General features: G+C 69.4%; 22 protein-coding genes. 2 read left to right on the top strand and 20 right to left on the bottom strand.

The genetic code is table 11. The features are described from left to right. Window positions 1-28: 28 nt before the first annotated feature. From pyk to Q0795_RS03350, 10 genes are all read right to left on the bottom strand, one after another. A complete protein-coding gene (gene pyk / locus Q0795_RS03305; RefSeq protein WP_298886419.1) occupies window positions 29-1,489 on the bottom strand; it encodes a pyruvate kinase in 1,461 nt (486 codons plus the stop codon). Window positions 1,490-1,542: 53 nt separating this feature from the next. After that, complete coding sequence (locus Q0795_RS03310) at window positions 1,543-2,220, bottom strand: thioredoxin domain-containing protein (protein WP_298886421.1); 678 nt, start codon at window positions 2,218-2,220, stop codon at window positions 1,543-1,545. 55 nt (window positions 2,221-2,275) lie between these two features. Then, window positions 2,276-2,782, bottom strand: coding sequence for a MauE/DoxX family redox-associated membrane protein (locus Q0795_RS03315; RefSeq protein ID WP_298886424.1), 507 nt, complete (start codon window positions 2,780-2,782; stop codon window positions 2,276-2,278). Then, the gene (gene trpA / locus Q0795_RS03320) at window positions 2,779-3,564 is read right to left on the bottom strand and encodes a tryptophan synthase subunit alpha (protein WP_298886427.1); all 786 of its coding nucleotides are present in this window, start codon (window positions 3,562-3,564) and stop codon (window positions 2,779-2,781) included. Before trpA ends, Q0795_RS03315 begins: the two co-directional genes overlap by 4 nt. After that, on the bottom strand, window positions 3,561-4,817 hold the full coding sequence (gene trpB, locus Q0795_RS03325) for a tryptophan synthase subunit beta (protein WP_298886431.1): 1,257 nt from the start codon (window positions 4,815-4,817) through the stop codon (window positions 3,561-3,563). Before trpB ends, trpA begins: the two co-directional genes overlap by 4 nt. After that, complete coding sequence (gene trpC, locus Q0795_RS03330; protein ID WP_298886434.1) at window positions 4,814-5,647, bottom strand: indole-3-glycerol phosphate synthase TrpC; 834 nt, start codon at window positions 5,645-5,647, stop codon at window positions 4,814-4,816. Before trpC ends, trpB begins: the two co-directional genes overlap by 4 nt. 82 nt (window positions 5,648-5,729) lie before the next feature. Next, entirely contained in the window at window positions 5,730-5,942 is a 213-nt protein-coding gene (locus Q0795_RS03335; RefSeq protein WP_298749582.1) for an HGxxPAAW family protein, read from the bottom strand. Between the two features lie 18 nt (window positions 5,943-5,960). Then, entirely contained in the window at window positions 5,961-6,602 is a 642-nt protein-coding gene (locus tag Q0795_RS03340) for a hypothetical protein (protein WP_298886437.1), read from the bottom strand. Between the two features lie 11 nt (window positions 6,603-6,613). Then, entirely contained in the window at window positions 6,614-8,419 is a 1,806-nt protein-coding gene (locus Q0795_RS03345) for an ABC transporter ATP-binding protein (protein WP_298886440.1), read from the bottom strand. Then, complete coding sequence (locus Q0795_RS03350; RefSeq protein ID WP_298886442.1) at window positions 8,416-10,251, bottom strand: ABC transporter ATP-binding protein; 1,836 nt, start codon at window positions 10,249-10,251, stop codon at window positions 8,416-8,418. The genes Q0795_RS03345 and Q0795_RS03350 overlap by 4 nt, the downstream gene beginning before the upstream one ends. 94 nt (window positions 10,252-10,345) lie before the next feature. Between Q0795_RS03350 and Q0795_RS03355 the strand changes: the two genes are divergently transcribed. Together Q0795_RS03355 and Q0795_RS03360 are read left to right on the top strand one after the other, a co-directional pair. Then, the gene (locus Q0795_RS03355; RefSeq protein ID WP_298886444.1) at window positions 10,346-10,993 is read left to right on the top strand and encodes a TIGR03085 family metal-binding protein; all 648 of its coding nucleotides are present in this window, start codon (window positions 10,346-10,348) and stop codon (window positions 10,991-10,993) included. A 54-nt stretch (window positions 10,994-11,047) separates the two neighbouring features. Further along, on the top strand, window positions 11,048-12,205 hold the full coding sequence (locus Q0795_RS03360) for an FUSC family protein (protein WP_298886445.1): 1,158 nt from the start codon (window positions 11,048-11,050) through the stop codon (window positions 12,203-12,205). A gap of 171 nt (window positions 12,206-12,376) precedes the next feature. On the opposite strand, the gene Q0795_RS03365 is transcribed toward Q0795_RS03360, so the two are convergent. From Q0795_RS03365 to rpe, 10 genes are all read right to left on the bottom strand, one after another. Then, the gene (locus Q0795_RS03365) at window positions 12,377-14,251 is read right to left on the bottom strand and encodes a TOMM precursor leader peptide-binding protein (protein WP_298886446.1); all 1,875 of its coding nucleotides are present in this window, start codon (window positions 14,249-14,251) and stop codon (window positions 12,377-12,379) included. After that, the gene (locus tag Q0795_RS03370) at window positions 14,248-14,502 is read right to left on the bottom strand and encodes a hypothetical protein (RefSeq protein WP_298886448.1); all 255 of its coding nucleotides are present in this window, start codon (window positions 14,500-14,502) and stop codon (window positions 14,248-14,250) included. The genes Q0795_RS03365 and Q0795_RS03370 overlap by 4 nt, the downstream gene beginning before the upstream one ends. Before the next feature lie 1,382 nt (window positions 14,503-15,884). Then, complete coding sequence (locus Q0795_RS03375; protein WP_298886451.1) at window positions 15,885-17,192, bottom strand: SagB family peptide dehydrogenase; 1,308 nt, start codon at window positions 17,190-17,192, stop codon at window positions 15,885-15,887. A gap of 10 nt (window positions 17,193-17,202) precedes the next feature. After that, on the bottom strand, window positions 17,203-17,874 hold the full coding sequence (locus Q0795_RS03380; RefSeq protein ID WP_298886454.1) for a hypothetical protein: 672 nt from the start codon (window positions 17,872-17,874) through the stop codon (window positions 17,203-17,205). A 315-nt stretch (window positions 17,875-18,189) separates the two neighbouring features. Continuing rightward, window positions 18,190-19,149 carry a lantibiotic dehydratase C-terminal domain-containing protein gene (locus tag Q0795_RS03385; RefSeq protein WP_298886457.1) on the bottom strand — a complete coding sequence of 320 codons (960 nt, stop codon included), beginning with the start codon at window positions 19,147-19,149 and terminating at the stop codon, window positions 18,190-18,192. After that, entirely contained in the window at window positions 19,070-21,091 is a 2,022-nt protein-coding gene (locus Q0795_RS03390) for a hypothetical protein (protein ID WP_298886460.1), read from the bottom strand. Before Q0795_RS03390 ends, Q0795_RS03385 begins: the two co-directional genes overlap by 80 nt. 227 nt (window positions 21,092-21,318) lie before the next feature. Further along, entirely contained in the window at window positions 21,319-21,528 is a 210-nt protein-coding gene (locus tag Q0795_RS03395) for a thiomuracin/GE37468 family thiazolyl RiPP peptide (RefSeq protein ID WP_298886463.1), read from the bottom strand. A 134-nt stretch (window positions 21,529-21,662) separates the two neighbouring features. Further along, the gene (locus Q0795_RS03400) at window positions 21,663-22,118 is read right to left on the bottom strand and encodes a PH domain-containing protein (protein ID WP_298886466.1); all 456 of its coding nucleotides are present in this window, start codon (window positions 22,116-22,118) and stop codon (window positions 21,663-21,665) included. Then, entirely contained in the window at window positions 22,115-22,876 is a 762-nt protein-coding gene (gene pnuC, locus Q0795_RS03405; RefSeq protein WP_298886468.1) for a nicotinamide riboside transporter PnuC, read from the bottom strand. Before pnuC ends, Q0795_RS03400 begins: the two co-directional genes overlap by 4 nt. A gap of 15 nt (window positions 22,877-22,891) precedes the next feature. Beyond that, window positions 22,892-23,581: a ribulose-phosphate 3-epimerase gene (gene rpe / locus Q0795_RS03410; RefSeq protein WP_298886471.1), complete on the bottom strand. Its 690-nt coding sequence runs from the start codon at window positions 23,579-23,581 to the stop codon at window positions 22,892-22,894. Window positions 23,582-23,584: the final 3 nt, after the last annotated feature.

Raw genomic sequence — 23,584 nt, forward strand, 5'->3', positions numbered from 1 at the left:
GCAGTGAGTCTACCGGCTCCCGGTCACCTCAGACCTCGGGGTCATGGGTGTAGGCCGGCGCCTGGCCCAGGATGGCGTCACCGACCCGGTGCATCCGCAGCGCGTTGGTGGTGCCGGACACGCCGGGGGGCGACCCCGCCACGATGACGACCACGTCGCCCTCCTGGCACCGCTGCTCGCGCAGCAGCGTCTCCTCCACCTGCTTGACCATCTGGTCGGTGTGCCACACGAAGGGCACGAGGAAGGTCTCGACGCCCCAGGTCAGCGCCAGCCGGGACCGGGTCGCCTGCTCGGTCGTGAAGGCGAGCATCGGGGTCCCCGGCCGCACCCGGGCCATCCGGGTCGTGGTGTCCCCGCTCTGGGTGAAGGTCACGAGGAACTTGACCTGGTCGCCCAGGGCGTCCGCCAGGGAGATCGCCGCCCGCGTGACGGCACCGCCCGGGGTCTTGGGCTTGCGCACGATCGGGGGGATGCGGTGCAGACCGTGCTCCTCGGTGCTGGAGATGATGCTGGCCATCGTCTCCACGGCGCGGACCGGCCAGGCGCCCACGGAGGTCTCGCCGGAGAGCATGATGGCGTCCGCCCCGTCGAGCACGGCGTTGGCGCAGTCGCTCGCCTCCGCGCGGGTGGGTCGCGGGGTGTCGATCATCGACTCCAGGACCTGGGTCGCCACGATGACCGGCTTCGCCTTCTCCCGGCACAGCTGGATGGCGTCCTTCTGCACCAGCGGCACCTGCTCGAGGGGCAGCTCGACGCCCAGGTCGCCCCGGGCGACCATGATGCCGTCGAAGGCGTCGACGATGCCGGCCAGGTTGTCGACCGCCTGCGGCTTCTCGATCTTGGCGATGACCGGCAGCCGCCGGCCCTCCTCGTCCATGATCCGGTGCACGCCCTCGACGTCGCGCCCGGAGCGGACGAAGGACAGCGCGATGAAGTCCACCCCGCTGCGCAGGGCCCAGCGCAGGTCCTCCTCGTCCTTGTCCGACATCGCGGGGACGCTCACCGCGGTGCCGGGCAGGTTGATCCCCTTGTTGTTGGACACGACTCCACCCACGAGCACCTCGCAGACGACGTCGGTGTCGGTCACCTCGGTGGCCTGCAGCAGCACCTTGCCGTCGTCGACGAGCAGGTCGTCGCCGGGCCGGACGTCACCGGCCAGGCCCGGGTAGGTCGTGCCGACGACCTCCCGGTCCCCGGTCACGCTCCTCGTGGTGATGGTGAAGGTGTCGCCGGTCGCCAGGGTCACCGGGCCGTCGGCGAAGGTGCCGGTGCGGATCTTGGGGCCCTGCAGGTCGGCGAGCACGGCCACGGCGTGACCGGTGGCGTCACTGGCCTCCCGAACCCTCAGGTAGCGCTCGTGGTGCTCCTCGTAGGAGCCGTGCGAGAGGTTGAGCCGGGCCACGTCCATACCGGCGGTGACGAGCGCTTCGATCTGCTCGTAGGAGTCGGTGGCGGGGCCGAGGGTGCAGACGATCTTGGCGCGACGCATGACCTCCACCCTAGTCCTCCCGGCCGGCGATCCCCGCATCGCCTGCCCCGGCGTCAGGGGGCCGAGCCGAGCACCTCGTCGAGCGTCTCCGGTCCGGCCATGAGGGCCCGCATCTGGTCGTCGCCGACCGGCTCGCCGGCGACGAGCAGGCGGGGCGTGCCCGTGACCCCGTCACGGTTGGCGCGCTCCTGCATGGCCTCGACGTAGTCGCCGTAGGCGTCCCCCTGAGCGCACGCCGTGAAGGACTCGAGCGCGCTCCCGGTGAGCCCGGCCTCGGAGGCGAACCCGAGCAGCTCCTCGTCGGTCCAGCCGGCGCCCTCCTGCTCGGGCTGCCCGGCGAAGACCGCGGCGTGGTAGTCCAGGAACGCTCCCTCGTCGTCCGCGCAGAGCGCGGCGTTGGCCGCCCGGTGCGAGGAGTCGTTGCCCAGGGAACCGTCGAGGAAGGACATCATGGTGACCGTCAGCCCGATCTCGCCGGCCTCCGCGCGCTGGGCCAGCTCGGCCCCGACCGACTCCTCCAGGACGCCGCAGAACGGGCACTGGAAGTCCTCGTAGAGGTGCACCTGCGGGACGTCCTGCGACGGCGCCGCGCCGAGACGGACGCCACCGCCCTCGGGTAGCGCGTTGGCGCTGCCCTCCGCCTCCAGCCCGCCCCCGCGGGACACGGCCCACAGCACCAGACCTCCGACGAGCGCGACCACCAGCAGGACGACCCCGCTGACGAGGGGCACCGAGGGCCCCCTGGCGCTGACGGGCTTCACGGCGGGTGCGGGCGGACGGGGCATGTCAGGTCCTTCTCAGCAGGTGGTGGTCGAGGGAGAGCGGCGTGCGCGGCCGGAGGACCAGCCATCCCGCCATCGCGAGGAAGCCCACGTCGCGCAGCATCTCGGCGAGGTACCTCGTCTCCTCGGGAGCGACGCGCCCCCCGGTGCCGAAGCAGCCGCAGTCGATGGACAGGCCTCGGGCCCAAGCGGAGGCGATCCCGGCGACGAAGACCACCATGAGCACGGCGGTGGCCGCGGCGGCGCCACGGGTCAGCAGCCCCAGGAGGAGGAGCACGGCCAGCGCCAGCTCCAGGACGGGCAGCAGGACCCCGACGGCCCGGGCGAGCTCGTAGCCGAACAGCTCGTAGGCCAGGACGTTCTGGACCGACCCGGTGAGGTCGACGACCTTGGTCCACCCGGCGTAGCCGAGGACCCCCGCGAGCCCGAGACGGAGCACGAGGCCGACGGCGTCCAGCAGGCGCGACCCGGACCGCCCCCCGGGCGGCGGCTGGCGCCGCACCGTCGTCATGCCCGGCGGACCCCGGCGGCCAGCTCCTCGGTGAGGTGGCGCAGCGCCCCCAGCCCGTCGGGCCCGCCCAGCGCGCGGACGAGGGCCGATCCGACGATGACGCCGTCGGCGAAGCCGGCGACCTGGGCGGCCTGGTCGCCCGTGCTCACCCCCAGCCCGACGCACAACGGGAGGTCGGTCACGGCGCGGGTGCGCTCGACGAGGTGTTCGGCGTCCGAGCCGACCGCCTCGCGCACCCCCGTGACCCCCATGGTGGAGGCGACGTAGACGAAACCGCGGCAGGCCTGGGTCGTGGACCGCAGGCGGACGTCGGTGGAGCTCGGAGCGACGAGGAAGACCGGCGCCAGACCCCGCTCCTCGGCGGCCGCCCGCCAGGCGCCCGCCTCGTCCGGGATGAGGTCGGGGGTGATGAGCCCGGCGCCACCCGCGTCCGCGAGGTCCTGCGCGAACCGGTCCACGCCATACCTCAGCACGGGGTTCCAGTAGGTCATGACGACCGGCACCGCGCCGGCGTCCTTGGCGGCCGCCACCACCGTGAAGACGTCCTTGAGCCGGAAGCCGGACCGCAGGGCGGTGCTGGCCGCCCGCTCGACGACCGGGCCGTCCATCAGCGGGTCGGTGTAGGGCACCCCCACCTCGATGACGTCCGCGCCGGCGTCCGCGAGGGTACGGATCGCCTCCAGCGACGTCGACAGGTCGGGGTAGCCGGCCGGGAGGTAGCCGACCAGGGCCGATCGCCCCTCCTCGCGGCAGCCGGTGAAGAGGTCGTCCAGGACGCTCATGCGCCCCCGCCCTGGTCGCCGCCCGGTCCGGTCTCGCCGTCCACGTGGGCCTGGCCCTCGTCGTCGACCAGCCCGAACCAGCGGGCGGCGGTGTCGACGTCCTTGTCGCCGCGGCCGGACAGGTTGATGAGCACGACCGACCCCTCGCCCAGCTCGGGGCCGATCCGCAGCGCCCCGGCCAGCGCGTGCGCGCTCTCGATGGCCGGGATGATGCCCTCGGTGCGGCACAGCAGGGAGAAGGCGTCCATCGCCTCGCGGTCCGTCACCGGCGCGTAGTGCGCGAGCCCGCTGTCGTGCAGGAAGGCGTGCTCGGGACCGATCGAGGGATAGTCGAGGCCGGCCGAGACGGAGTGCGTCTCCAGCGTCTGCCCGTCTGCGTCCTGCAGGACGTAGGTCGAGGCGCCGTGCAGGACCCCCGGCTCGCCACCGGAGAACCGAGCGGCGTGCCGACCGGTCTCGATGCCGTCCCCGCCCGCCTCGAAGCCCCACAGGGCCACCGACGGCTCGTCGCGGAAGGCGTGGAAGATGCCGATGGCGTTGGAGCCGCCGCCCACGCAGGCGCACACGGCGTCCGGCAGCCCGCCCACCACGTCGTCCAGCTGCTTGCGGGCCTCCTGGCCGATGACCGCGTGGAAGTCGCGCACCATGGTCGGGAAGGGGTGCGGCCCGGTCACCGTGCCGAGCAGGTAGTGGGTGTGGCCGACGTGGGTGACCCAGTCACGCATGGCCTCGTTGATGGCGTCCTTGAGAGTGGCGCTGCCCGTCGGGACGGCGACCACCTCCGCTCCCAGCAGCCGCATCCGGGCGACGTTGAGCGCCTGCCGCTCGGTGTCGACCTGACCCATGTAGACCGTGCACTCCAGGCCCATGAGCGCGGCCGCGGTGGCCGTCGCCACGCCGTGCTGGCCGGCGCCGGTCTCGGCGATGACCCGGCGCTTGCCCATCCGCACCGCCAGCAGGGCCTGGCCGAGCACGTTGTTGATCTTGTGCGAGCCCGTGTGGTTGAGGTCCTCGCGCTTGAGGAAGATGCGCGGTCCGCCGGCGTGCGCGGCGAAGCGCGGCACCTCCGTCAGCGGGCTGGGGCGTCCGGTGTAGTCGCGGTGCAGCCGGTCCAGCTCGGCGAGGAAGTCGGGGTCGGCCATGGCCTCGGTCCGGGCGGCGTCGAGCTCGTCGAGCGCGGCCACCAGCGCCTCGGGCACGTAGCGACCGCCGAACTCGCCGAAGCGGTCGCCGACCTGCTGGGTCGTGGTCATCGCCGTCCCCCTGCCCGGGCCTCGGCGCCGGCGTGGACCGCCGGGTGGGACCCTGCGGCCACCATGCGCGCGACGGCCTCGCGGGGCATCCCGTGGGTCACCAGCGCCTCTCCCACGAGCACGGCCTGGGCGCCGGCCTCGGCGAGCTCGACGAGGTCGAGGGGTCCCCGGACCCCCGACTCGGCGACCGCCACCCGGTCAGCGGGTATGCCGGGCGCCAGCCGGGCGAAGGTGCCGCGGTCGACCTCGAGGGTCTTGAGGTTGCGGTTGTTGACGCCGATGACCCGGGCGCCTGCCGCCAGAGCGCGCTCCAGCTCGGTCTCGTCGTGCACCTCGACGAGCGCCTGCATGCCCAGCGCCTCGGTCCGCTCGAGGAGGCCGACGAGGACCTCCTGCGGCAGCGCGGCGACGATGAGCAGGACCAGGTCGGCGCCGTGCGCACGGGCCTCCCAGACCTGGTAGGGGTCGACGACGAAGTCCTTGCGCAGCACGGGGATGTCGACGGCGGCGCGGACGGCGTCGAGGTCGGCGAGCGAGCCCCCGAAGCGGCGGCCCTCGGTGAGGACGCTCACCACGGTCGCCCCGCCGGCCTCGTAGTCGGCGGCGAGCGAGGCGGGCTCGGCGATGGCCGCCAGCGCGCCCTTGGACGGACTGCTGCGCTTGACCTCCGCGATGACGTGGGTTCCCGGTGCGCTCAGCGCCGCCCAGGCGTCGCGGCAGGAGGGGGCGCGCCGGGCGCGCTCCTGGATCTCGTCCAGGGGGGTCGACAGCCGGCGTTGGTCGAGGTCCTCACGGACCCCGCTGACGATCTGCTCGAGCACGGTGGACACGCCCCCAGCGTAGTCGCCGCTCCCGGGGGCCGCGGTCGCGGGGCCGGACCGGCCGGGGCGGGGCCTCGAGCCGGCCGGGAGATCAGTGCTCGGCGGCCTGCTGATGGGGGTCGCCCATCCCGGCCTTGTCCAGGAGGTACCAGGCGAGTGCCCCGACCACACCGAGGGCGAGACCGACGTAGAGCAGCCAGTCCGGGGAGAACACGACACCCCAGCTCCCGATGACGCTGGCGACGAGCATGATGCCGACGCCCACCCAGGCGGCGACGCTGTGACCGTGGCTGTCCTCGTGCATGTGGCTGTGCTCCTCGACTCAACGGCTGGACGGGTCGGTCCGACTCGCGTCGGTGCCCTCGTCGGACATTGTGCCAGCCGCCCCCTCCTCGGACCGAGCAGGTGCGAGCGTCGGGTCCTCCCCTCTCGAGAGCGCCGCCCAGGACGCCTCGTCGGACCGGCGGGCCCGCTCGTGGTCCTCGCCGCTCGGGCCGGTCGCCACCCGGGCGCCCGCGGTCCGGGCTGCTCCCCCTGCGCGCCCCGCGCGCGGGACCGGCCGGACCGCCAGCAGGGTCCCGAGGACCGCCACCGCCGCGGCGCCCAGGCCGACCCACCACCAGGGGGCCGGGTCCTGCGGCCGGGCACCCGCGACCAAGCCCAGCGCGGCCACGGCCGCGACCAGGGCCAGCACCCGGGCGCCCAGACCGGGGCGGCCACGCCACGCCAGCCCGGCGAGCGCGGCCGCGGCCACCACCAGGAGCACCGCCACCACGGGGGCCGCCAGCTCCCGCCCCGTCCAGGACTCCTGGGTGCTCACCCCCGCCGCGTCCACCCCCTGCCGGACGACCCACGGCTGGCCGGTGGCCACGAGGCCGGTGCTCGCGGCGAGGAGCGCGAGCACGCTCGCCCGCGCCCGGGAGCGCGCGTCCCGGACCGGGCGCCCCGGTGCCTCCGTGCCCACGGCGGCCCCCCTCACCCGCTGCTCTGCTGCGCCGCCCAGGAACGGTGCATGCCGGCATACACCCCGCCCTGGCCCACCAGCTCGCGGTGCGGGCCCAGCTCCACGATCCGCCCGGCATCCACGACCACGACGAGGTCGGCCGCCTCCGCGGTCGAGAGGCGGTGGGCGATGGCCACCGAGGTCCGGCCGGTGGTCAGCCCCTCCAGGGCTCGCTGCACCCGCACCTCGGTGGCGGGGTCGACGGCGCTGGTCGCCTCGTCGAGCACGAGCAGGTCGGGGTCGGCGAGGTAGGCCCGGGCGATGGCCACCAGCTGCCGCTCCCCCGCCGACAGCGACTCGCCGCGCTGACCCACCTGCGTGGCCAGGCCGTGCGGGAGACCGTCGACCCAGGAGTCGAGCCCGAGCTCGGTGATGGCCAGGGCGAGCTCCTCGTCGGTGGCCTCAGGAGACGCGAACCGGATGTTGTCGGCGAGGTCGGCGTCGAAGAGGAAGCCCTCCTGGGGCACGAGCACGACCCGCTGGCGCAGGCTCGCGAAGCTCACCTCGCGCAGGTCGGTGCCGTCGAGCCGGACCGCGCCCTCGCTGGGGTCCATGAGCCGGGTCAGCAACTTGGCCAGGGTGGTCTTGCCGGACCCGGTCTGACCGACCACGGCCACCCGGGTGTGCGGCTCGATGCGCAGGTCGACGTCGCGCAGGACGGGCTCGCCGCCGGGGTAGGCGAACCAGACACCCTCGAAGTCGATGGTGATCGGCCCCCGGTCGAGGACCACCCCGTCGGCGCCCGGGTCGGACACGTCGGCCGGGGTGTCGATGACCCCGATGACCCGCCGCCAGCCGGCCACGGCGTTCTGCATCTCGGTGAAGATCTCGGTGGCCATGAGCACCGGCTGGGTGAAGAGGTTGACGAGGAAGAGGAAGGCGAGCAGCTCGCCGAGCGTCATGTCGCCCCGGGCCGCCAGCACGGTCCCCACGACGAGCACGACCGCGGTCGTCACGCCGGCGAAGGTCTGCCCCGAGACGAAGGCCAGGACCGAGCGCACCTGGGCACTGATCGCCGACCGGCGGTGCGCCTCGATCGCCCCGTCGATGCGGGTCGCCGTGCGGTCCTCGACCCCGTAGGCCCGGATGGTCGTGGCGCCGACGATCGCCTCGCTGATGGCGCCCAGCAGGTCCCCGACCCGTTCCCGGACGGTGCCGTAGGCACGCCCCAGCACCGGTTGCAGCCGGCGGACCAGCAGCACGAGCGGGACCAGGCAGAGGTAGACGACCCCCGCCAGGACCGGGCTGTAGACGACCATGAGGATCGTGGCCAGCACGATCTGCGCCGAGCTGACGAGCAGCATGAGCCCGCCGAACTGCACGAACATCGAGATGGTGTCGACGTCGCTGGTGACGCGGGAGACCAGCGCGCCCCGGCGCTCGGTGCTCTGGGTCAGCACCGACAGGTCGTGGATGTGGCGGAACGCCTTGAGCCGCAGCGTGGCCAGCCCCGACTCGGCCGACCGGAAGAGCCGGACGTTGACGGCGTACTGCGCCAGCGAGGTGACCAGCACGACGCCGGCGGCGATGGCGATCGCGGTGAGGACGAAGCCGACGTCCGGCCCGCCCTCGGCCTGGATGCCGTTGTCGGTGGCCTGCTGCACGACGAAGGGGATGACCACCCGCCCCACGGTCGCGACCAGGGCCAGTCCGACGGTGAGCCACAGGCCGACCCTGAGCTCCGGCGACAGCTGCAGGCCGCGGCGCAGCGTCGCGCCGACGCCGAGCTCGGACTGCGCGTCGATCCGGCTGGACTCCCTCGCCGCCGCGGTGCTCATGACGGCTCCTCCTGCCGTGTCACGGCGGCCCGCTCGGCCGCCTCCCGCGAGTACGCCTGGACCAGGTCGACGTAGCCCCGGCACCGGCCCAGCAGCTGCTCGTGCGACCCCTGGTCCACGACGGCGCCGTGCTCGACGTAGACCACCTCGTCGGCCAGCAGGATGGTGGCCAGCCGGTAGGCGACGACCAGGACGGTCATGCCTCCCCGGGCCTCGCGCAGCCCGGCCAGGATCGCCTGCTCCACGGACGGGTCGACGGCGCTCGTGGCGTCGTCCAGCACCAGCAGCCGTGGCCGGCGCCAGATGGCCCGGGCGAGCGCGATGCGCTGCCGCTGCCCGCCGGACAGGCTGCCCCCACGCTCACCGATGACGGTGTCCAGACCGGCGGGGAGGGCACGCACGAAGTCGTCGGCCTGGGCGATCCGCAGGGACTCCCACACCTCGGCGTCGTCGGAGTCCGCGCCCAGCGTGATGTTGCCGCGGACCGTGTCGTCGAACATGAAGGTCTGCTGGGCGACCAGCGCGGCGCTGGCCGGCAGCTGCCCCCGGGCCAGGTCCCGGGCCTCGACGCCGTCGAGGCGGACCGAGCCGGAGTCGGCGTCGACGAGCCGCAGGGTGAGGTTGGCGAGGGTGCTCTTGCCCGACCCGGTCGGCCCGACCAGGGCCACCGTGCCGCCCGACGGTATGTCGAGGGTGACGCCGCGGATCGTCGGGCGCTCCTCACCCGCGTGGGCGTAGGTGACCCCGGCGAGGCGGGAGGAGGCGGGGCTGCGCCGGGGCAGCGCGGAGCTGCCGTACGCCATACCCCCCTGCGCCTGCAGGACGTGCTGCACCCGGTCGTGCCCCACGACCGAGCGCGGGATCTCCGCGAGGACCCAGCCCAGGGCACGCACCGGGAAGGCGAGGATGGAGAAGAGGTAGGCCATCTGTACGACCTCCGCCGCGTCCAGCTCGCCCCGGGAGACCTGCCAGGTGCCGACCCCCAGCACGGCGAGCGTGCCCAGCGTGGGGATCGCCTCGATGACCGGCTCGAACACCCCGCGGGTGCGGCCGACGAGGATGAGGGCGTCGCGCAGCTCGTGGGTCTTGGCCCGGAAGCGCTCGGTCTCCTGGTCCTCCCGGCCCATGGCCTTGACGATCAGGCCGGCCTCGAAGGACTCGTGGGCCACCTCGGCGACCTCGGCGCGCAGCTGCTGGGCCCGGGTGATCCGCGGCGACATGACCCGCTGGAAGACGAGGTTGGCGGCGAACAGGCCCGGGAAGACGAGCAGTCCCAGGATCGCCAGCAACGGGTCGACGAGCACCATCATCGTGCCCGCGATGACGAGCATGACGATGACACCGATGGCCATCGGCAGCGGGTTGAACACCTGCCAGGTGGCCTCCACGTCGGCGTGCGCGTTGGACAGCAGCTGCCCGGAGGGGTGGGCGTGGTGCCACGACAGCGGGAGCCGGAGGTACTGGCGGGTCACCCGCTGCCGGTAGTCGGCCTGCAGGTTGAACCCGGCGACGGTGGCGTAGACCCGGCGCAGGATGACCCCGGTGACGTTGACCACGAGCACCGCCACGAGCACCCCGAAGATGGTCCACAGGCCGGCCGCCTCGATCTGCCGGGCGCCGACGGCCGGCTCGACCACCTCGGAGGTCAGCCAGCCGATCGCCCCGGCGGTGGCCACCGTGGCCCCGGCCCACAGCACGGAGCCCACCACCGCGACGACGACGGGCCGCTTCTGGGCGCGCATGCCGCCCCAGATGACCCGCAACCCCCGGCGCAGCACGGCTCGGTCGGCAACGGGACGCGGCACCGGCGCGCTCGAGGCAGTCGCGGACATGGAGAAGGGGCCTCCTGGAAGAGGTGGGTGGGTGGGGCCGGTGACCTATCCAACCACGCGTGCCTGACAGACCTTCCCGTGGTTCGATGACGGTATGCCGCACACCCCTGACCTGCTGCGCGAGCGCATCGCGACCACCGCCCTCCGGCTCGGACCGGACGCCCCCACGCTGTGCGACCCGTGGACCGTCCGGGACCTGCTCGCCCACCTCGTGGTCCGCGAGTCCCGGGTCGACGCCCTCCCCGGCGTCGGACTGCCCGTCCCGGCGCTGCAGCGGCATACCGAGAAGGTGCAGGACCGGGCCGCGCGCCGACCGTTCGAGGAGCTCGTGGACACCGTGCGAGGCGGGCCGGCGCCGTGGTGGCCGACCCGCCTGCCCGTCCTGGACCGCGCGGTCAACGTGGCCGAGCTGTGCATCCACCTCGAGGACATGGCCCGCGCCCAGCCCGGTTGGGAGCCCACCGAGCTGCCCGAGGGCGCGGCCGAGCAGCTGTGGGGCGCCCTGCGCACCACCGGTCGGATGCTCTACCGCTCCGCACCGTGCGGCGTGGTCGCCGTCTCGCCCGGGCACGGGCGGGTGGCCCTGCGCCGGCCCCCTGAGGGCAGCGGCACCGTCGTGCTCACCGGCGCACCGCTGGAGCTGCTGCTGCACGCCTTCGGCCGCGAGCGGGTCGCCCGGGTCCAGACCGAGGGCGAGGACCGCGACGTGGAGGCACTGGCCGCGCACCGACGCAGCGCCTGACCGCGCCGTCGTGCCGGCCCGGCACGAGGGCGCGGGTTCGGTCACACTGGACCCATGACCAGCGCCCGTGAGCACGCCCGCGCGGCCGGCCACGTCGTGTGGGACCCGCTGCGGGAGGAGATCAGCACCAGCGCCACCCGGACCAGGCTGCGCCGCTTGCGCGCCCGCGCGTGGCTCATCCTGCAGGCGGCGACCGGCGCCGTCCTGGCGTGGTTCATCGCGCACGACCTGCTGGGCCACGCCCTGCCCTTCTTCGCCCCCATCACCGCCATGATCTGCCTGGGCCTGACCTACGGCGACCGGGTGCGGCGGATCGCCGAGCTCACCGTGGGGGTCGCCATCGGGGTGGCCATCGGCGACGTCTTCGTGCACGCCTTCGGCACCGGGCTGTGGCAGATCTTCGCGGTCTGCGTGGTGGCCATGGGCCTCGCGGTCCTCGCCGGCGCGGGCCAGCTGCTCATGATGCAGGCCGGCATCCAGGGGGTCATCATCACCACCCTGGTGGCCAGCGACGGCGAGGCGTTCAGCCGGTGGCTGGACGCGGCGGTGGGCGGGTCGGTGGCGCTCGTCATCGCCATGCTGGCGCCTATGCGCTCGACGACCAAGCGACCGCGGGAGCGGATCATCGCGCTCGTGGGGCACCTCGCCGAGGTGCTCACCGACACCACCCAGGCCCTGCGCAATCGGGACGAGGGCCGGGCCACCCGGGCCCTGGCGACCGCCCGCGGGCTGTCCGCCGAGCTGGTGGCCCTGCAGGACACGACCGCGGAGGCGGCCGCGGCCGCCCGGCTGGCACCGCTGCTCTCCGGGGTGCACCGCGCCGAGGTGCTGGAGATCAAGGCGCTGCTGCAGCCGCTGGACCTGGCCATCCGCAACGTGCGGGTGCTCGCGCGGCGCGCGGAGTCCGCCGTCGGCAACCACGAGTTCGTCCCGGACTCCTACACCGACATGGTCGAGGGGCTCGCCGAGGCCGCTGCCGTGCTGCAGGAGCAGCTCACCCGCCGCGAACCCCTGGGTGCGGCCCAGGAGGACCTGGTGCACCTGGCCCGGCAGTCCACCTGGGGGCACTCGCGGGCAGGGCTGTCCGCGGAGGTCCTCCGCGCGCAGGTGCGCTCGACCGTCGTGGACCTGCTGGTCCTGTCCGGCATGACGCTGCAGGAGGCGCGACGCCGGGTGCCGCCCACCCGCGACGAGATGGACCCGGCCGGCTGACGCCAGCGCTCACCGCCGCAGGAACCCGACCTCATCCTCGGCACCCTCCCACTGGTGCCGCCGAACCAGCTTCATCACCGGCCGACCGATCGCCGAGGACGCGGCCCTGATTCACGCGTGAGGGGCGCCCTCGCCAGTCCGACCCCCACCATCGCGAATGCCGGATCAAGCTCAGAGAAAGGGATGCGGCCACGTATTCACCGAGGACTCGGGACGAGAATCCGTCCCGATGCGGGTCAGGTGACTCAAGCGGCGGTTGCTGTGACCAAAGGTCATGGGGACGAGACCAGGGACCAGAACTTTGACGCACGACAACCCAAGAACACGGTGTTCATAATCTGACTGATCGATCACGACGGTATCGAATCCTTGGTGCTCTAAACCGGACACCACCGTGGCCAACGCTTGCGCAATATCCCCGTCGAACCCCACCGCAGGTAGCTCGTCCGCGCTCACGCGAGGAGTGTGATCGAGAAATCCCAGACGACCCTGGGCGGACTCATCCCCAAAGGCGAGTGCGTGGTCTTCCAGCTCCACGACCAGACGCGGATCGCTCGCCATCGCTTGCCCACGCGCACGCTCGGACGGATCATCCCACCGCTGCACGAGAGCCACGACACAGGTGGCCAACTCCAGCAACGCGCTACGTATCGCCTGCTGGCCGTTCAGCCCGCTCGCACCCGCACACACCACTCCCGGGCGGGGCGGAGACCCCAGAGCCAACGACCAGATACTTGGAACGCCGAAGCCTTGGCTGGTGTCCATGAGCGACACCGTCATGTCGAACTCGTCCTCGATAGCGGAGATCAACGCAAGGGCTTCCGGGTCCGTGATGGAATCCGGATCTATGGCACGCGGCGACTCGCCGAGAACCCAGTGCCGCAGAAAGGCATCCCGCTCGATGACCTCCAGTACGCCGAACAGCGCCGCTTCCTCGAGAGACCAACCCAGCGCACATCCATTGGACACTTCGTAGAGAACAGCCTCGCGCGGGTCGCCCTGTTGCCCGACGCCATAGTAGGCCAGGCCCTCTGGCACCCAGATGGGAAGGTTCGGGCCGACCGACACACCCCGAACCCAGTTCAGGCGCCTCTGCGGATCGAACCGAGGAAATCGAAAGTCCGGCGAACCGTAGGACTCCGCAGCGTGCATCCCCAGACGTCGTGGATCGAGCCGCCGACCTTGGAGTTCCTCGTAGCTGGCCCCAACCGCGCCGGTGTCAGACCCGGGAGTCGCTCCCAGCCTCTCCAGAGCCTCCAGCAAGGCAATTCCCTGGCTGAGGTCAGGCCGCTGAGAACGTCCGTATCCCACCGCTAACGAAAGGCCCCTCATCTGAAGTTCAGCAGCACATGCGATCGTGTCGGGAACTTCTCGCCGCTCCAGCGAACGCACCACTCCGTACTCAGGGTCTACCAGGACGCCGCGCAGCTGATCCACTCTTGGGGCGAGCTCTTCACCCCGCGGAGCGGACGTGGAGTACGAGAGAACGCCTTCTTTCCGCAGGGCCGTGACGGAGTCGCGAGCGACATGGCACCTACAGCCTTCACACCCAGCAACAGGAATCAGCGTCTTGAGGCGCACCGTAAGACTGTCCGACTCGATGGTCGCCACGCGCGACGTGCCCTCTGAGCGGGCGGACGGAAGTTCGGTCAAGACCTTGTCCAATCCGCGCAAGACCGCCCTGGCCAGCGCCAGGTCCGGAAAAGCATTGATGCGCTTCTGCGCCATCAACTCTTCGCGCGCGCGCTTGAACCCGCGTTGAGAATAGGCGTTCCAGATCTCTCTCGTGTCGGCGCATCTGCCACATCCGAAATACCCACTCTCCGTCGGAGGGCCTACGGTCACGCCATCAAGCCGTGGCACGACCGCTACGTGCATCTCTCCCTCGCGAATCGTCTTGGGAACGACATCACCGAGCCATGACCATGTCGTGGAGACATGAAGGAAAACTTTGGTCGGGCCACTGGAAAGAAAGGAACCATTGGAGACTTCCGCCTCGATGGCCGTCGCAAGCGGAGAATCGCCAAGAACCCGAATTTCGCTCATTTCTTCGATGTCCAGACGGCTTGCGCCACATAAGGCATGGCTACCACATCCTCATGGTGCCCCAGAAGGCTGACCTCCAGATTGAAGTGCTGCACACTCTCCTCGACCCAGTCCTGCAACTCCTCCGGTTCGGCACGATCCGTCATGTCGCTGGACGGGCAGATACTGATGCTTCTCACCGCCGTCCCCGTCAGTGACAACTGCCTGGCCGCGAGCTCCGGTAGCGCGAGCCTTTCCGCAACCTCTGACACAGACCTCCCGTAACACCATGGCTCAGACGGCGCCGAACGGCCAAGAAACCCTGGGCCAGCGGGCACCACGTCACAGACCGTCCCAGTCGAGCCGCGCGCGAGTCGGAATAACCTCATGGCCTTCTTGGCTCGGCTCGACAGCTGACTCTCCCAGTCGTCGACAGACCTCGATACTGTCTCCGCCTCCAGCAGCAGACCCGCCGTCGCAGCGGACGAGATCGCTGCGACCACTGCATCTCGTTCAGCGAGAAGTGCACTCGTGCGGTACCCGTAACCTACCGGCCGGGAGGGACAGTCTGACTGCATCCCTAGGCCCGCCGAACCCAACATCACCTTTCCAGCCCCCATGAGCATGGCGCGCATTCGAGTCTCCGCGTACAGCCACCCGGCGCACACAGCGCCAGTACCCCTTTCACCCGACACATGGGCGACACGAATCGGAGCCTGGATCCTCGTGTCACCGTCTGAGAGCTGGACCAGACCCTGAAGTCCGCGAGCAATCCTTGCAAGGAGCCCGTCCACCTTGACCGGATCTCCATGATCTTCCTGTGCTCGAGGGGCGTCCGAGCGAGGCACCCATGCCCACTCCTGCGGACTGGCGCAGCGGGGGTCCAGACGCAGAGCCTTCTCCACCCCGTCGGCCCCCACGAGCGTTGTGCTTAACCAAGGGTGGGGCGCATGCGGTTCGTCCAGCCCGACATACCTGGGCGCAAGAGCGGCAACCACCTCCAACGCACGAAGGTGTGCCCGGGACGTGACATCCAGATCGGTGCAGGGCACGACGACATCTCCCTGCCAGTACGCCGAGCCCTCTCTCTCGTCCACGCACTGCAGGGTCACGGCGCGCCCGTGCTCCCCGCGGCTTCCCGAGTGCCGGTTCGCGCCCCGCCCCACGAGCTCCGCACCCGGACCACGCCCATGCACGGTGGCACGCGGCCGGTCACCTGACCATTCTCGGTCCGTCAGCTGACTCGAGGCGATGGCGAGCACGTCGCGAAGGTCGCACGAGCCAGGCATCGGCGCTCCTTCCTGCTCCAGCCGCCCCCTCCAGTGTCGGTCGAATAAGACGGGTCCGGCCTTCGGTTTCGCGCGGGCTGCGCCTTCATGAGCTCGGCACGGCTTGATCAGCCCCAGGCCGAGCAGAAGGTCCAGTCCGTTCTCGCGCCCCGAACCACTCCCGAAGAGCTGGACAAGATCGTCCCACGAGAAGCCATGACCCTGCCCCTCGTCCACTCGCCCATACCTGAGGATTTCCGCAAGCGCCCTGCTGAACGCGCGCCCGTGCACATACGTGACACCCCCCGCGTGGAGGAGTACAGCACCGTTGGGGCCTGGCGAAAGGTGACACTCCTCGGACATCACGTAGCGACCGCAGGACGTCATCAGAACACCATCTCATGGATGGGCTCCAGATGGTTCAACGCCTCAGGTAGCAAACTCTTCAGTAATCGATTGTCCATCATCCCGATCGGGGTGACGCTCAGACCGAATGCTGTGCAGGCAAGATGGATGGACTGCGCTAGACCACCTGCCTCTCGGAGCAGCAGAGAATAGGCTATCCCGTCGTACTTGGACCCATACATTCGATAGTCTGCAAACATGGAGAGCAGTGCAGCTGGAGGGTCGCTCTCCAGTCTTTCTTCCGCCATACGTAGAACAGACTTGGCCAAGGCGCTCAAGGGCCCGACCTGCCACAGGTTGTCCCGGAAGGCATCGTAGAAATACACACCAGGAGCTAGCCCTTCGACGTTTCGGACCACAATAAATATCTCGATTCCGTACAGTGCGCCACCACTGGCGTACGAGCCGCGAGGCTTCACCTCTTCCTCGCCTGCACATGTGAGTGACTTCCTGCATGACAACCGAAGCATGCTGAGGAAATCTGAACTCCGCAGCCCTCGTCCGCCTTCCGGTGTACGCGAACGTCGTGAGAGAAAGACGGATGATATGTCCGAGACGCAGCCAGGCGGAAGATCTGGCATAGGGTCTCGTGCACGTTCCCAGCCCAGTTCCTCGCCAGACGGGTGTCGGCGGGTGGCAAGGCGGCCCAGGTCCCCGTTGAAGCCGACCGGCAGCCGCCCGCCAGAGCTGTACCGCCAGCGTTCATGGACTAGTGCGTCTTCGAAGGCCCATCCCTCAAACCTCGGGGGACCGACACCGTCCTGGCCACCACTCGCAAGACCAAGAGTCCGCGCGTCACTCAACAGTTCGTGTATCAAGTCATCCCCTGGGTCCTCGCGTGCCGGGTGCGGCAGGCCCACCAGGATCGCCAGGCATGCGGGAGAGACAACGAGGCTGCCCGACGCCTCCGGCGACGACACGGTCCACCAGAACCCCGGTCCAGGCCGGAGGTAGGCCGACACGTTCAGACGAAACGGGTCCGGGGCACTTCCAGGCGGCTCCGGTCCAACCGTTCTGACCGTCGCCGGGTGAACCTCGTAGCCGAGGTCGCCACCCTCGAGCTCTACACACTTGTCCAGCCACCAACGGTCCGCCAGCTCCCCGCCCGTCGTCCCGAGTTGACGGACCAGATCCGCTCTGGAAAGGCCCTCTCGGAGCCGGTCCATGCCATTATCGTCGAGCGCCGGGACACGTACAGCATGCGCACCCGAGAAAAGAATGACGCCGTCTGGACTATGGACCTTGAGGACGCCAGACCTGGCGCGGTACCGAATCTGCAACTGCTTCACCAGGCAGCCTCTACGTCAACCTGGCCAAACCGTCGGGCCAGGCCCAGGAATCGATAGAACGAATGCGATCCAGCGCTGACTGTCCCGTGATCTCCTCGCCCAGCCGGGCCAACATGAAGGCCATCCAATACCGATGCCAGAATCGCACCCCTGAGCGTGTAATATCATAGTACAACACATTTACCGCAAAGCGGAGCGTTTCGAAGTGCAAACTACCTGGAACGACGTGTCGCCAGCGGGTGTCCCCTAACAGGTCACGATGAAATTGACTCATGTTCTTTCCTGGCTCGATGGTCGTGGCGCCAAGACCTGGAGGGTAGTCCCCTCCTTCTGCTCCTATCACTTTCACAATAGAGGACAATTGCCCGTCGAGCAAGCTGCCATACTGGCTGAACCCTTCATTCCGCGATCGCTCGAGCAGAGCGTGAAGCGCCGGTCGAAGACGTTGGTAATCCTCGCCCCAATCGTTCCTCATGCGCAATGGTTCCGCGCCGACGGCCGGCACCGACGCACGGGACAAGAAGCCCTCGGCGTGGGACTCAAACGTTGGGAATACATCCTCGAGTCCCCGTGCGCTCAGCGCCTTGGCGAAGTCGAGCATCCACACAAGGGAGGACCGCACCCGCTGTGCATAGGAACAGCGCGGCCCAACACTGTCCAGCACTGCGCCGTTGGTCGCCATGAGACAGGACTCGAACAACTCTGCATGCTCTCGCGATGAGTGTCGAGCCAGGCGTGACTGTCCCGCCCCCTCGTACACATCCACGTTGTCGCATGGCAAGCCGCCGTGAAGGGCGCGTCGGGCCGTGACCAAGGTTTCGGCGCGACGTCGATGCCACGCCGGAACAACCAGGCTCAACCGAGTGGCATCTGAACCGCTTCGGTCAAAGTACGCGGCGCCGGTCAGAGCCGGAAAGTCTGCGAAGATTGTCTGGACGGAGGCTTCTGCCTCAGTGGGCTCTGCAGATGACGCCTCTGTGTGCCGCGAGACCATCAGTCACTTCCTGCCATCAAGGTGCTTGTCGAGCAAACAGTACAGGCTGTGCTGGGCGGAGCTAGGAACCCCAAGCCGGTTTGCCATGAGATGTACCGCGCGGCCCCAGAACACTGGCTGCTGGCCTGAAGACATCATGTGAGCAACGATGAGCGATGCTCGTGCCCAGCAGACGATCCAATCGCTACCAGCGTCACCTGGCAGTTCGACAGAAGCTCTGTCGACGATGTTCCTGGCCAGCCCACGGATGCGGTCGAGCGCCCTCGGCGTGCACCACGATTCTTCAAGTCTTGGCAGAGGGGCATACTGGCCTGCTGCCGGGCTGGGGTCCGTCATGGCCACCGGACTGCCGGCACAGAACGTGATTCCCACAGCACACGACACGGCGTACAGGACTTCGCGTTGAACGGAGCTCGAACTCTGTCGAGCATCCACGGCCAGCGCGCTCGAGAAACCGAACGACTGCATGAGGTGCCAGGAATCGGCGTGGGCACCGAAAGCGCCTCTGTCGGGCACGAAGGTCACTGCTCTGATGCTTCCGGGCTCCACGAGACCGCTGAGATAGCTCGACGTTCCCTCTCTCGCTGCCATCGCTCCTGCCGCCGCCAGGTACTCGTCGAGCTTCGGACGGTCCGGGTCACTCTCCTGTCGGGAGCAGTACTGCCGGAAGGACGTCTCCATTCCATCGACGTTCAGAGCTCCCTGCGGCCGTGTGCGTAGACGGATGTGCGGCCCGCCGTCCCAGTGCCGGATGAACCACCACGAGACGGGGCGTTCATAGCTCTTGGCCGGGCTGCCCACCTGGGAGGCGAGCCAGGCGATGGCGTCGGTACCAGAACCGGAATAGTAGAGCCGATGCTCTTCCCATCCCGGGGTTGGGCACTCAGAAGTCAAGGATGGCCTCCATGACAGCAGCGTCGCTCTCAGGCCGCGGCAACATCTCCTCCAGGAGGACCTCGCCACCCGTCGTCGCGTCGAGATTCCCGAGAAGGACCTCCGTCGACACCGGGCATGACACATCCCACAGCAGAGGTTTGCGATCTTTGGGTGGGCCCTCGCCATCGACAAACTGTCGGGCGATCTTGTACATCATGAGCCGAGGGAGGCCGAGTTCCGCATGGAGCGAGACGGCTCGCCGATACCGCGCGGGCTTGGAGTCGTGGCGATCCCCGAAGTCCCCCGTGGGGACGAGAACACCCTTTCGTCTGACCATCACCTGACCCACATAGAGCCTGGGCAAGAGTGTGCGGCCCGCCTGGTGCTCTGCTCCGATGCTTCGGAAGATCCACGAAGGCTGTTGGCCGGGCAGTTGACCGCCCAGGTGCATGAGGAGTCTCGGGAGCTCGGGGAAGATCTCGGGGGCGGTGCGACTCTCGTTCACCGGCACGAGACTCTGTCCGTCGCGCCCGTGAAGAACCTGCACACCACCCGCTGACTTCACGAAGTCGATCTGCCCTACATGGGTGGCCACCGGCGAGGAGGACGCGCGTTCCCAGGCCAGCCTCCGCCGGAGAGGGGCAGACCTGCCGAACTGGCCGATGGACTCGGGCGCAGGCACTCCCGCAAGGTCAGACCAGGCGCCACCGTCCTCAGCTCCGTGACGAATTTCCTCACCCCACTCATAAGCAAGCCGACGACTCATGGAGCCGAAACCCGAGTAGATGTTGTTGATCACCAAGCACCGCTCCGGCACGGACAGCTGCACGTGGGCCTCGTGGGAGCCAGCAAGGTATTTGCTAGGGGACGGTGCGAGACCGTCGAGGTCAAGCCTGATCCCCGATCTGGTCTCATGAGTGCGTACCTCCGAGAGCGCTTGAGCCCGCTGTCTCAGCACGCCGCACAGATGCGGGAGCTGACTGGGATCTGTGGGCTGGGGAGTTCCACGGAGCAGGATGGCCCTGATGGCGTTCCCGACCGGACTGCCCGCGGCGATGGCGTCGAGGATCATGGCATAGAGCTGCAGCACGGGCATGCGGATGCTGGCGTGACCGCTGAGAAGATCGTTGAGCGCGGCGGAGAGCTCGGGTCCGGAACTGAAGGCATACATGAATGTTTTCAGCTCGAGCAGGTCACGTTCTACTCTGCTCCACCAACCGACGTCTACCTTCACGGTTGCCGCGCCCGCTGATCCGACAGGGCTGCTTTCGAGCTGATGTTTCTCATGCCTCGCTTGCACCCTATCCAAGAAGCCGTTCCGCACCATCGAAGCTTCAAGTTCGGGCGGAGAAATGGTGCCTTCTTCGAAGGAAAGATCCCGACGCCGACCGAGGGCGGCGGGACCGATCTTGTCCTCCACATTCTTTGGGCAACGGACGATGGCCCTCTTCTCCGGGCTCAGCGCATACAGTCTGCCGCCCCACGTCGAGACGGTGGCACCCAGCCGCATACTAGTTCGAGGTGCGTCTGGCGCTACGGTTGATGTACCGGTTTGCACGCTCGTGACCGGTTCACGAGGTGCTCCCTCGCACACGAGCCACGGGTTTGGGTAATCACCGACGAGAATTTTCGCCCGCTGCGTGACTGTGGCTTTGCCAGGCGTCGTTTTCAGAACGCTGGTGACCAAGTAGTGGTAGGCGGTTCTCAAGAGACGTGGAGAAACTGATCCTGACCGGCCCCCGTCAGCTAACTCCCTCAGGGACAAGGCAACCGGGGTAGGAATCGTGCCCGGGAGATCCTCCTCGCATATCGTGCGCAGCCGCTCGTACAAGCGGGTCGCTGATGCGTCCCAGATCTCGTGGTATCTGCTGGCAAACGCCTCTTCCTCATGCTGAAGCTGCTGACGCGCCGTCAGCAGTGATCGCGCCTCCCGCTCGTCGGCACCGTCGAGCACTGGCAAGAGCTCGACCAAGGAATCTTCGGATTTTGGCCGCGAATTGTACAAATCTCGCCGCGCCTTGAGAGCCACCCGGCGTATACTTCTGTCGCTCAGGTCAGGGACGTAGTGGCCTATTCGTTGGGCGAACCTTCTTGAACGGCTTGCCAACCGTCCGTTCTCCGCCCTGAGTTCCTTGGCCAGGTCGCTCAACTGTTCGCCCGTGCCGAGGCAACCCCAACTGGAGCTGCGGAGCGAAAAACGCACCAGCACCTGCGGCGAGTGAGCCACTGGTACTGGTGCGCCTGTCGGGCGAGTGTTCAGAGAGTCTCCGAAACGGGCACACCTGTCACTTCGTTCGACGAGGAGCAGGAGCCGCAACTGCAGTTCGCAATCTGCGAGGAGGTGACGGAGGCGCCATTCTCAGCCATCCCATGGCCCGGCGTCAATGATTCCACCGAAGCCCCGCTGGAAATCACCTCGAAGATCTCGTCAGTCACTTGGTCGCTGCCAGACTCGTTACGTGTCATGGTCGCCTCCTAGATCGGCGCTTGACTAGATCGGACAACTTCGAAGGTAGTAGGAGCCTTAGGTGCCCGCAACTCGAGAGTGGTATGGGGCATCCTGCAGAAAGTCAACAGCCGGATGACCGTCCCCCTCGTAGCTAGGAAGCTTGTTGATGGTGCTCGACGAGGGCGGCCAGGCGGGCTGCCTCCCGCTGCGCCCGCCTGCCGTCCGCGCGCTGGATCGCCATGACGGCCACCTCCTCGGTGTCGTCCAGCTCGAGCACGACCCACGGAGAGCCACCGGAGAACCCGACATTGACCACCTGTGCCCAGTCCAGCTCGCGCCGCTGCACGATGTTGACGACGAGCAGGCCGGTGCGGCTCGGCACCGCCCGGATCCGGGCATACCTCCACAGGAACGCGGCCATGGCCAGCCCGAAGCCGGCGATGGCGACGCGGTTGAGCAGCGACATCGCCGTGGCCGAGTCGGTGTACGACGGCCCGAGGAGCGCGATCCCGCCGAAGACGAGCAGGGAGGCGAGCGCGGCCACCCGGGCGACCCGCGCGCCGGTGACCGGACGGAAGGGGGCGTAGGGGTCCCGCTGCCCGCTCACGGGCGCACCTCGTGCGCACCGCGGGAGTCGCGCGGGTCGTCCGCGTCGTCCGCGTCCTGCGGAGGCGCACCACCGGTCACGGCCTCCTGCGGCGCCTCGTCCCCCGCCGCCGCCCGCCAGACGAAGAACCCCCAGAGGACGAGGCCGCCGTAGACGGCGTACATGACCGCGGAGGGGTAGTAGCCCGAGTGCCACAGCAGGGGCACGCCGACGAGGTCGACCGCGATCCAGACCAGCCAGAAGTCGACCCAGCCGCGCGCCATGGCATAGGTCGCCAGCATCGAGCCGACGAAGATCCAGGCGTCGGTCCAGTAGTACCAGCGGGGCGCCGGCCAGCCCGCACCCACCTGCGCGAAGACCCCCTGGGCCAGGACGACGAGCAGCACCGCCGCCACGAGGTATGCCGTCCGCTCGCCCCGCGTGGCCCAGCGCGGGGTGATGGCCGGGGCACCCTTGGCGCGGCCCCGGCGGGAGCGCTGCCAGCGCCACCACCCGTAGACGCTGGTCGCGATGAAGAAGACCTGGCGCGCGGCCTGGCCGAAGAGGCTGTGCTCCTGGGGGTTGGCGAACCAGACGCCCATGAACACGGTGAAGAGCAGCAGGTTGCCGATGATGCCGACCGGCCAGGCCCAGACGGTGCGGCGCATCCCGAGGATGGCCGAGGCGAAGCCGAAGCCGTTGCCGACCACCTCGCGCCAGGCGACGCTCTGGCCGAAGACCGTGAGCTCGGCGTAGAAGAGGTCGTTCCAGATGTCCACGGTCAGCGGCCCCCGTCAACCACAGAGGTGGCTCCGGGCGCGGTCCCGCAGGTCGGCGATCGCCGCAGGCACGTCGTCGGCGCCGTAGACGGCCGAGCCGGCCACGAAGACGTCGGCGCCCGCCTCGGCGCAGCGCCCGATGGTGTCGGCGGACACGCCCCCGTCGACCTGCACCCAGATCTCGCTCCCCCGGCCCCGGACGGCCTCCCGCACGGCGCTGACCTTGGCGAGCTGGTCGTCCATGAAGGACTGCCCGCCGAAGCCGGGCTCCACGGTCATGACGAGCACCATGTCCACCTCGTCCAGCAGGTCCTCGTAGGGCGCGAACGGGGTGTCGGGCTTGATCGCGACGGCGGCCCGCGCGCCCGCGGCGCGGATGGACCGCGCGGTCGCCACGGGGTCCCGGGCCGCCTCCACGTGGAAGGTGACCGACCCCGCGCCGGCCTCGGCGTAGTCCGCCGCCCAGCGGTCGGGGTCCTCGATCATGAGGTGGCAGTCGAGCGGGACCGGACTCACCTTCGCGAGCGCCTCGACCACCGGCAGGCCCAGGGTGAGGTTGGGCACGAAGTGGTTGTCCATGACGTCGACGTGCGCCCAGTCGGCGCTCTCGATCCGCTCCAGCTCGGTCGCGAGGTGGGCGAAGTCGGCGGCGAGGATCGAGGGGCTGATCCGGGGCGTGAGGGGTGCGGAGGAGGGCGAGGACACAGG

It is taken from the genome of uncultured Serinicoccus sp. (assembly GCF_947487915.1).
Taxonomy (GTDB): Bacteria; Actinomycetota; Actinomycetes; order Actinomycetales; family Dermatophilaceae; genus Ornithinicoccus.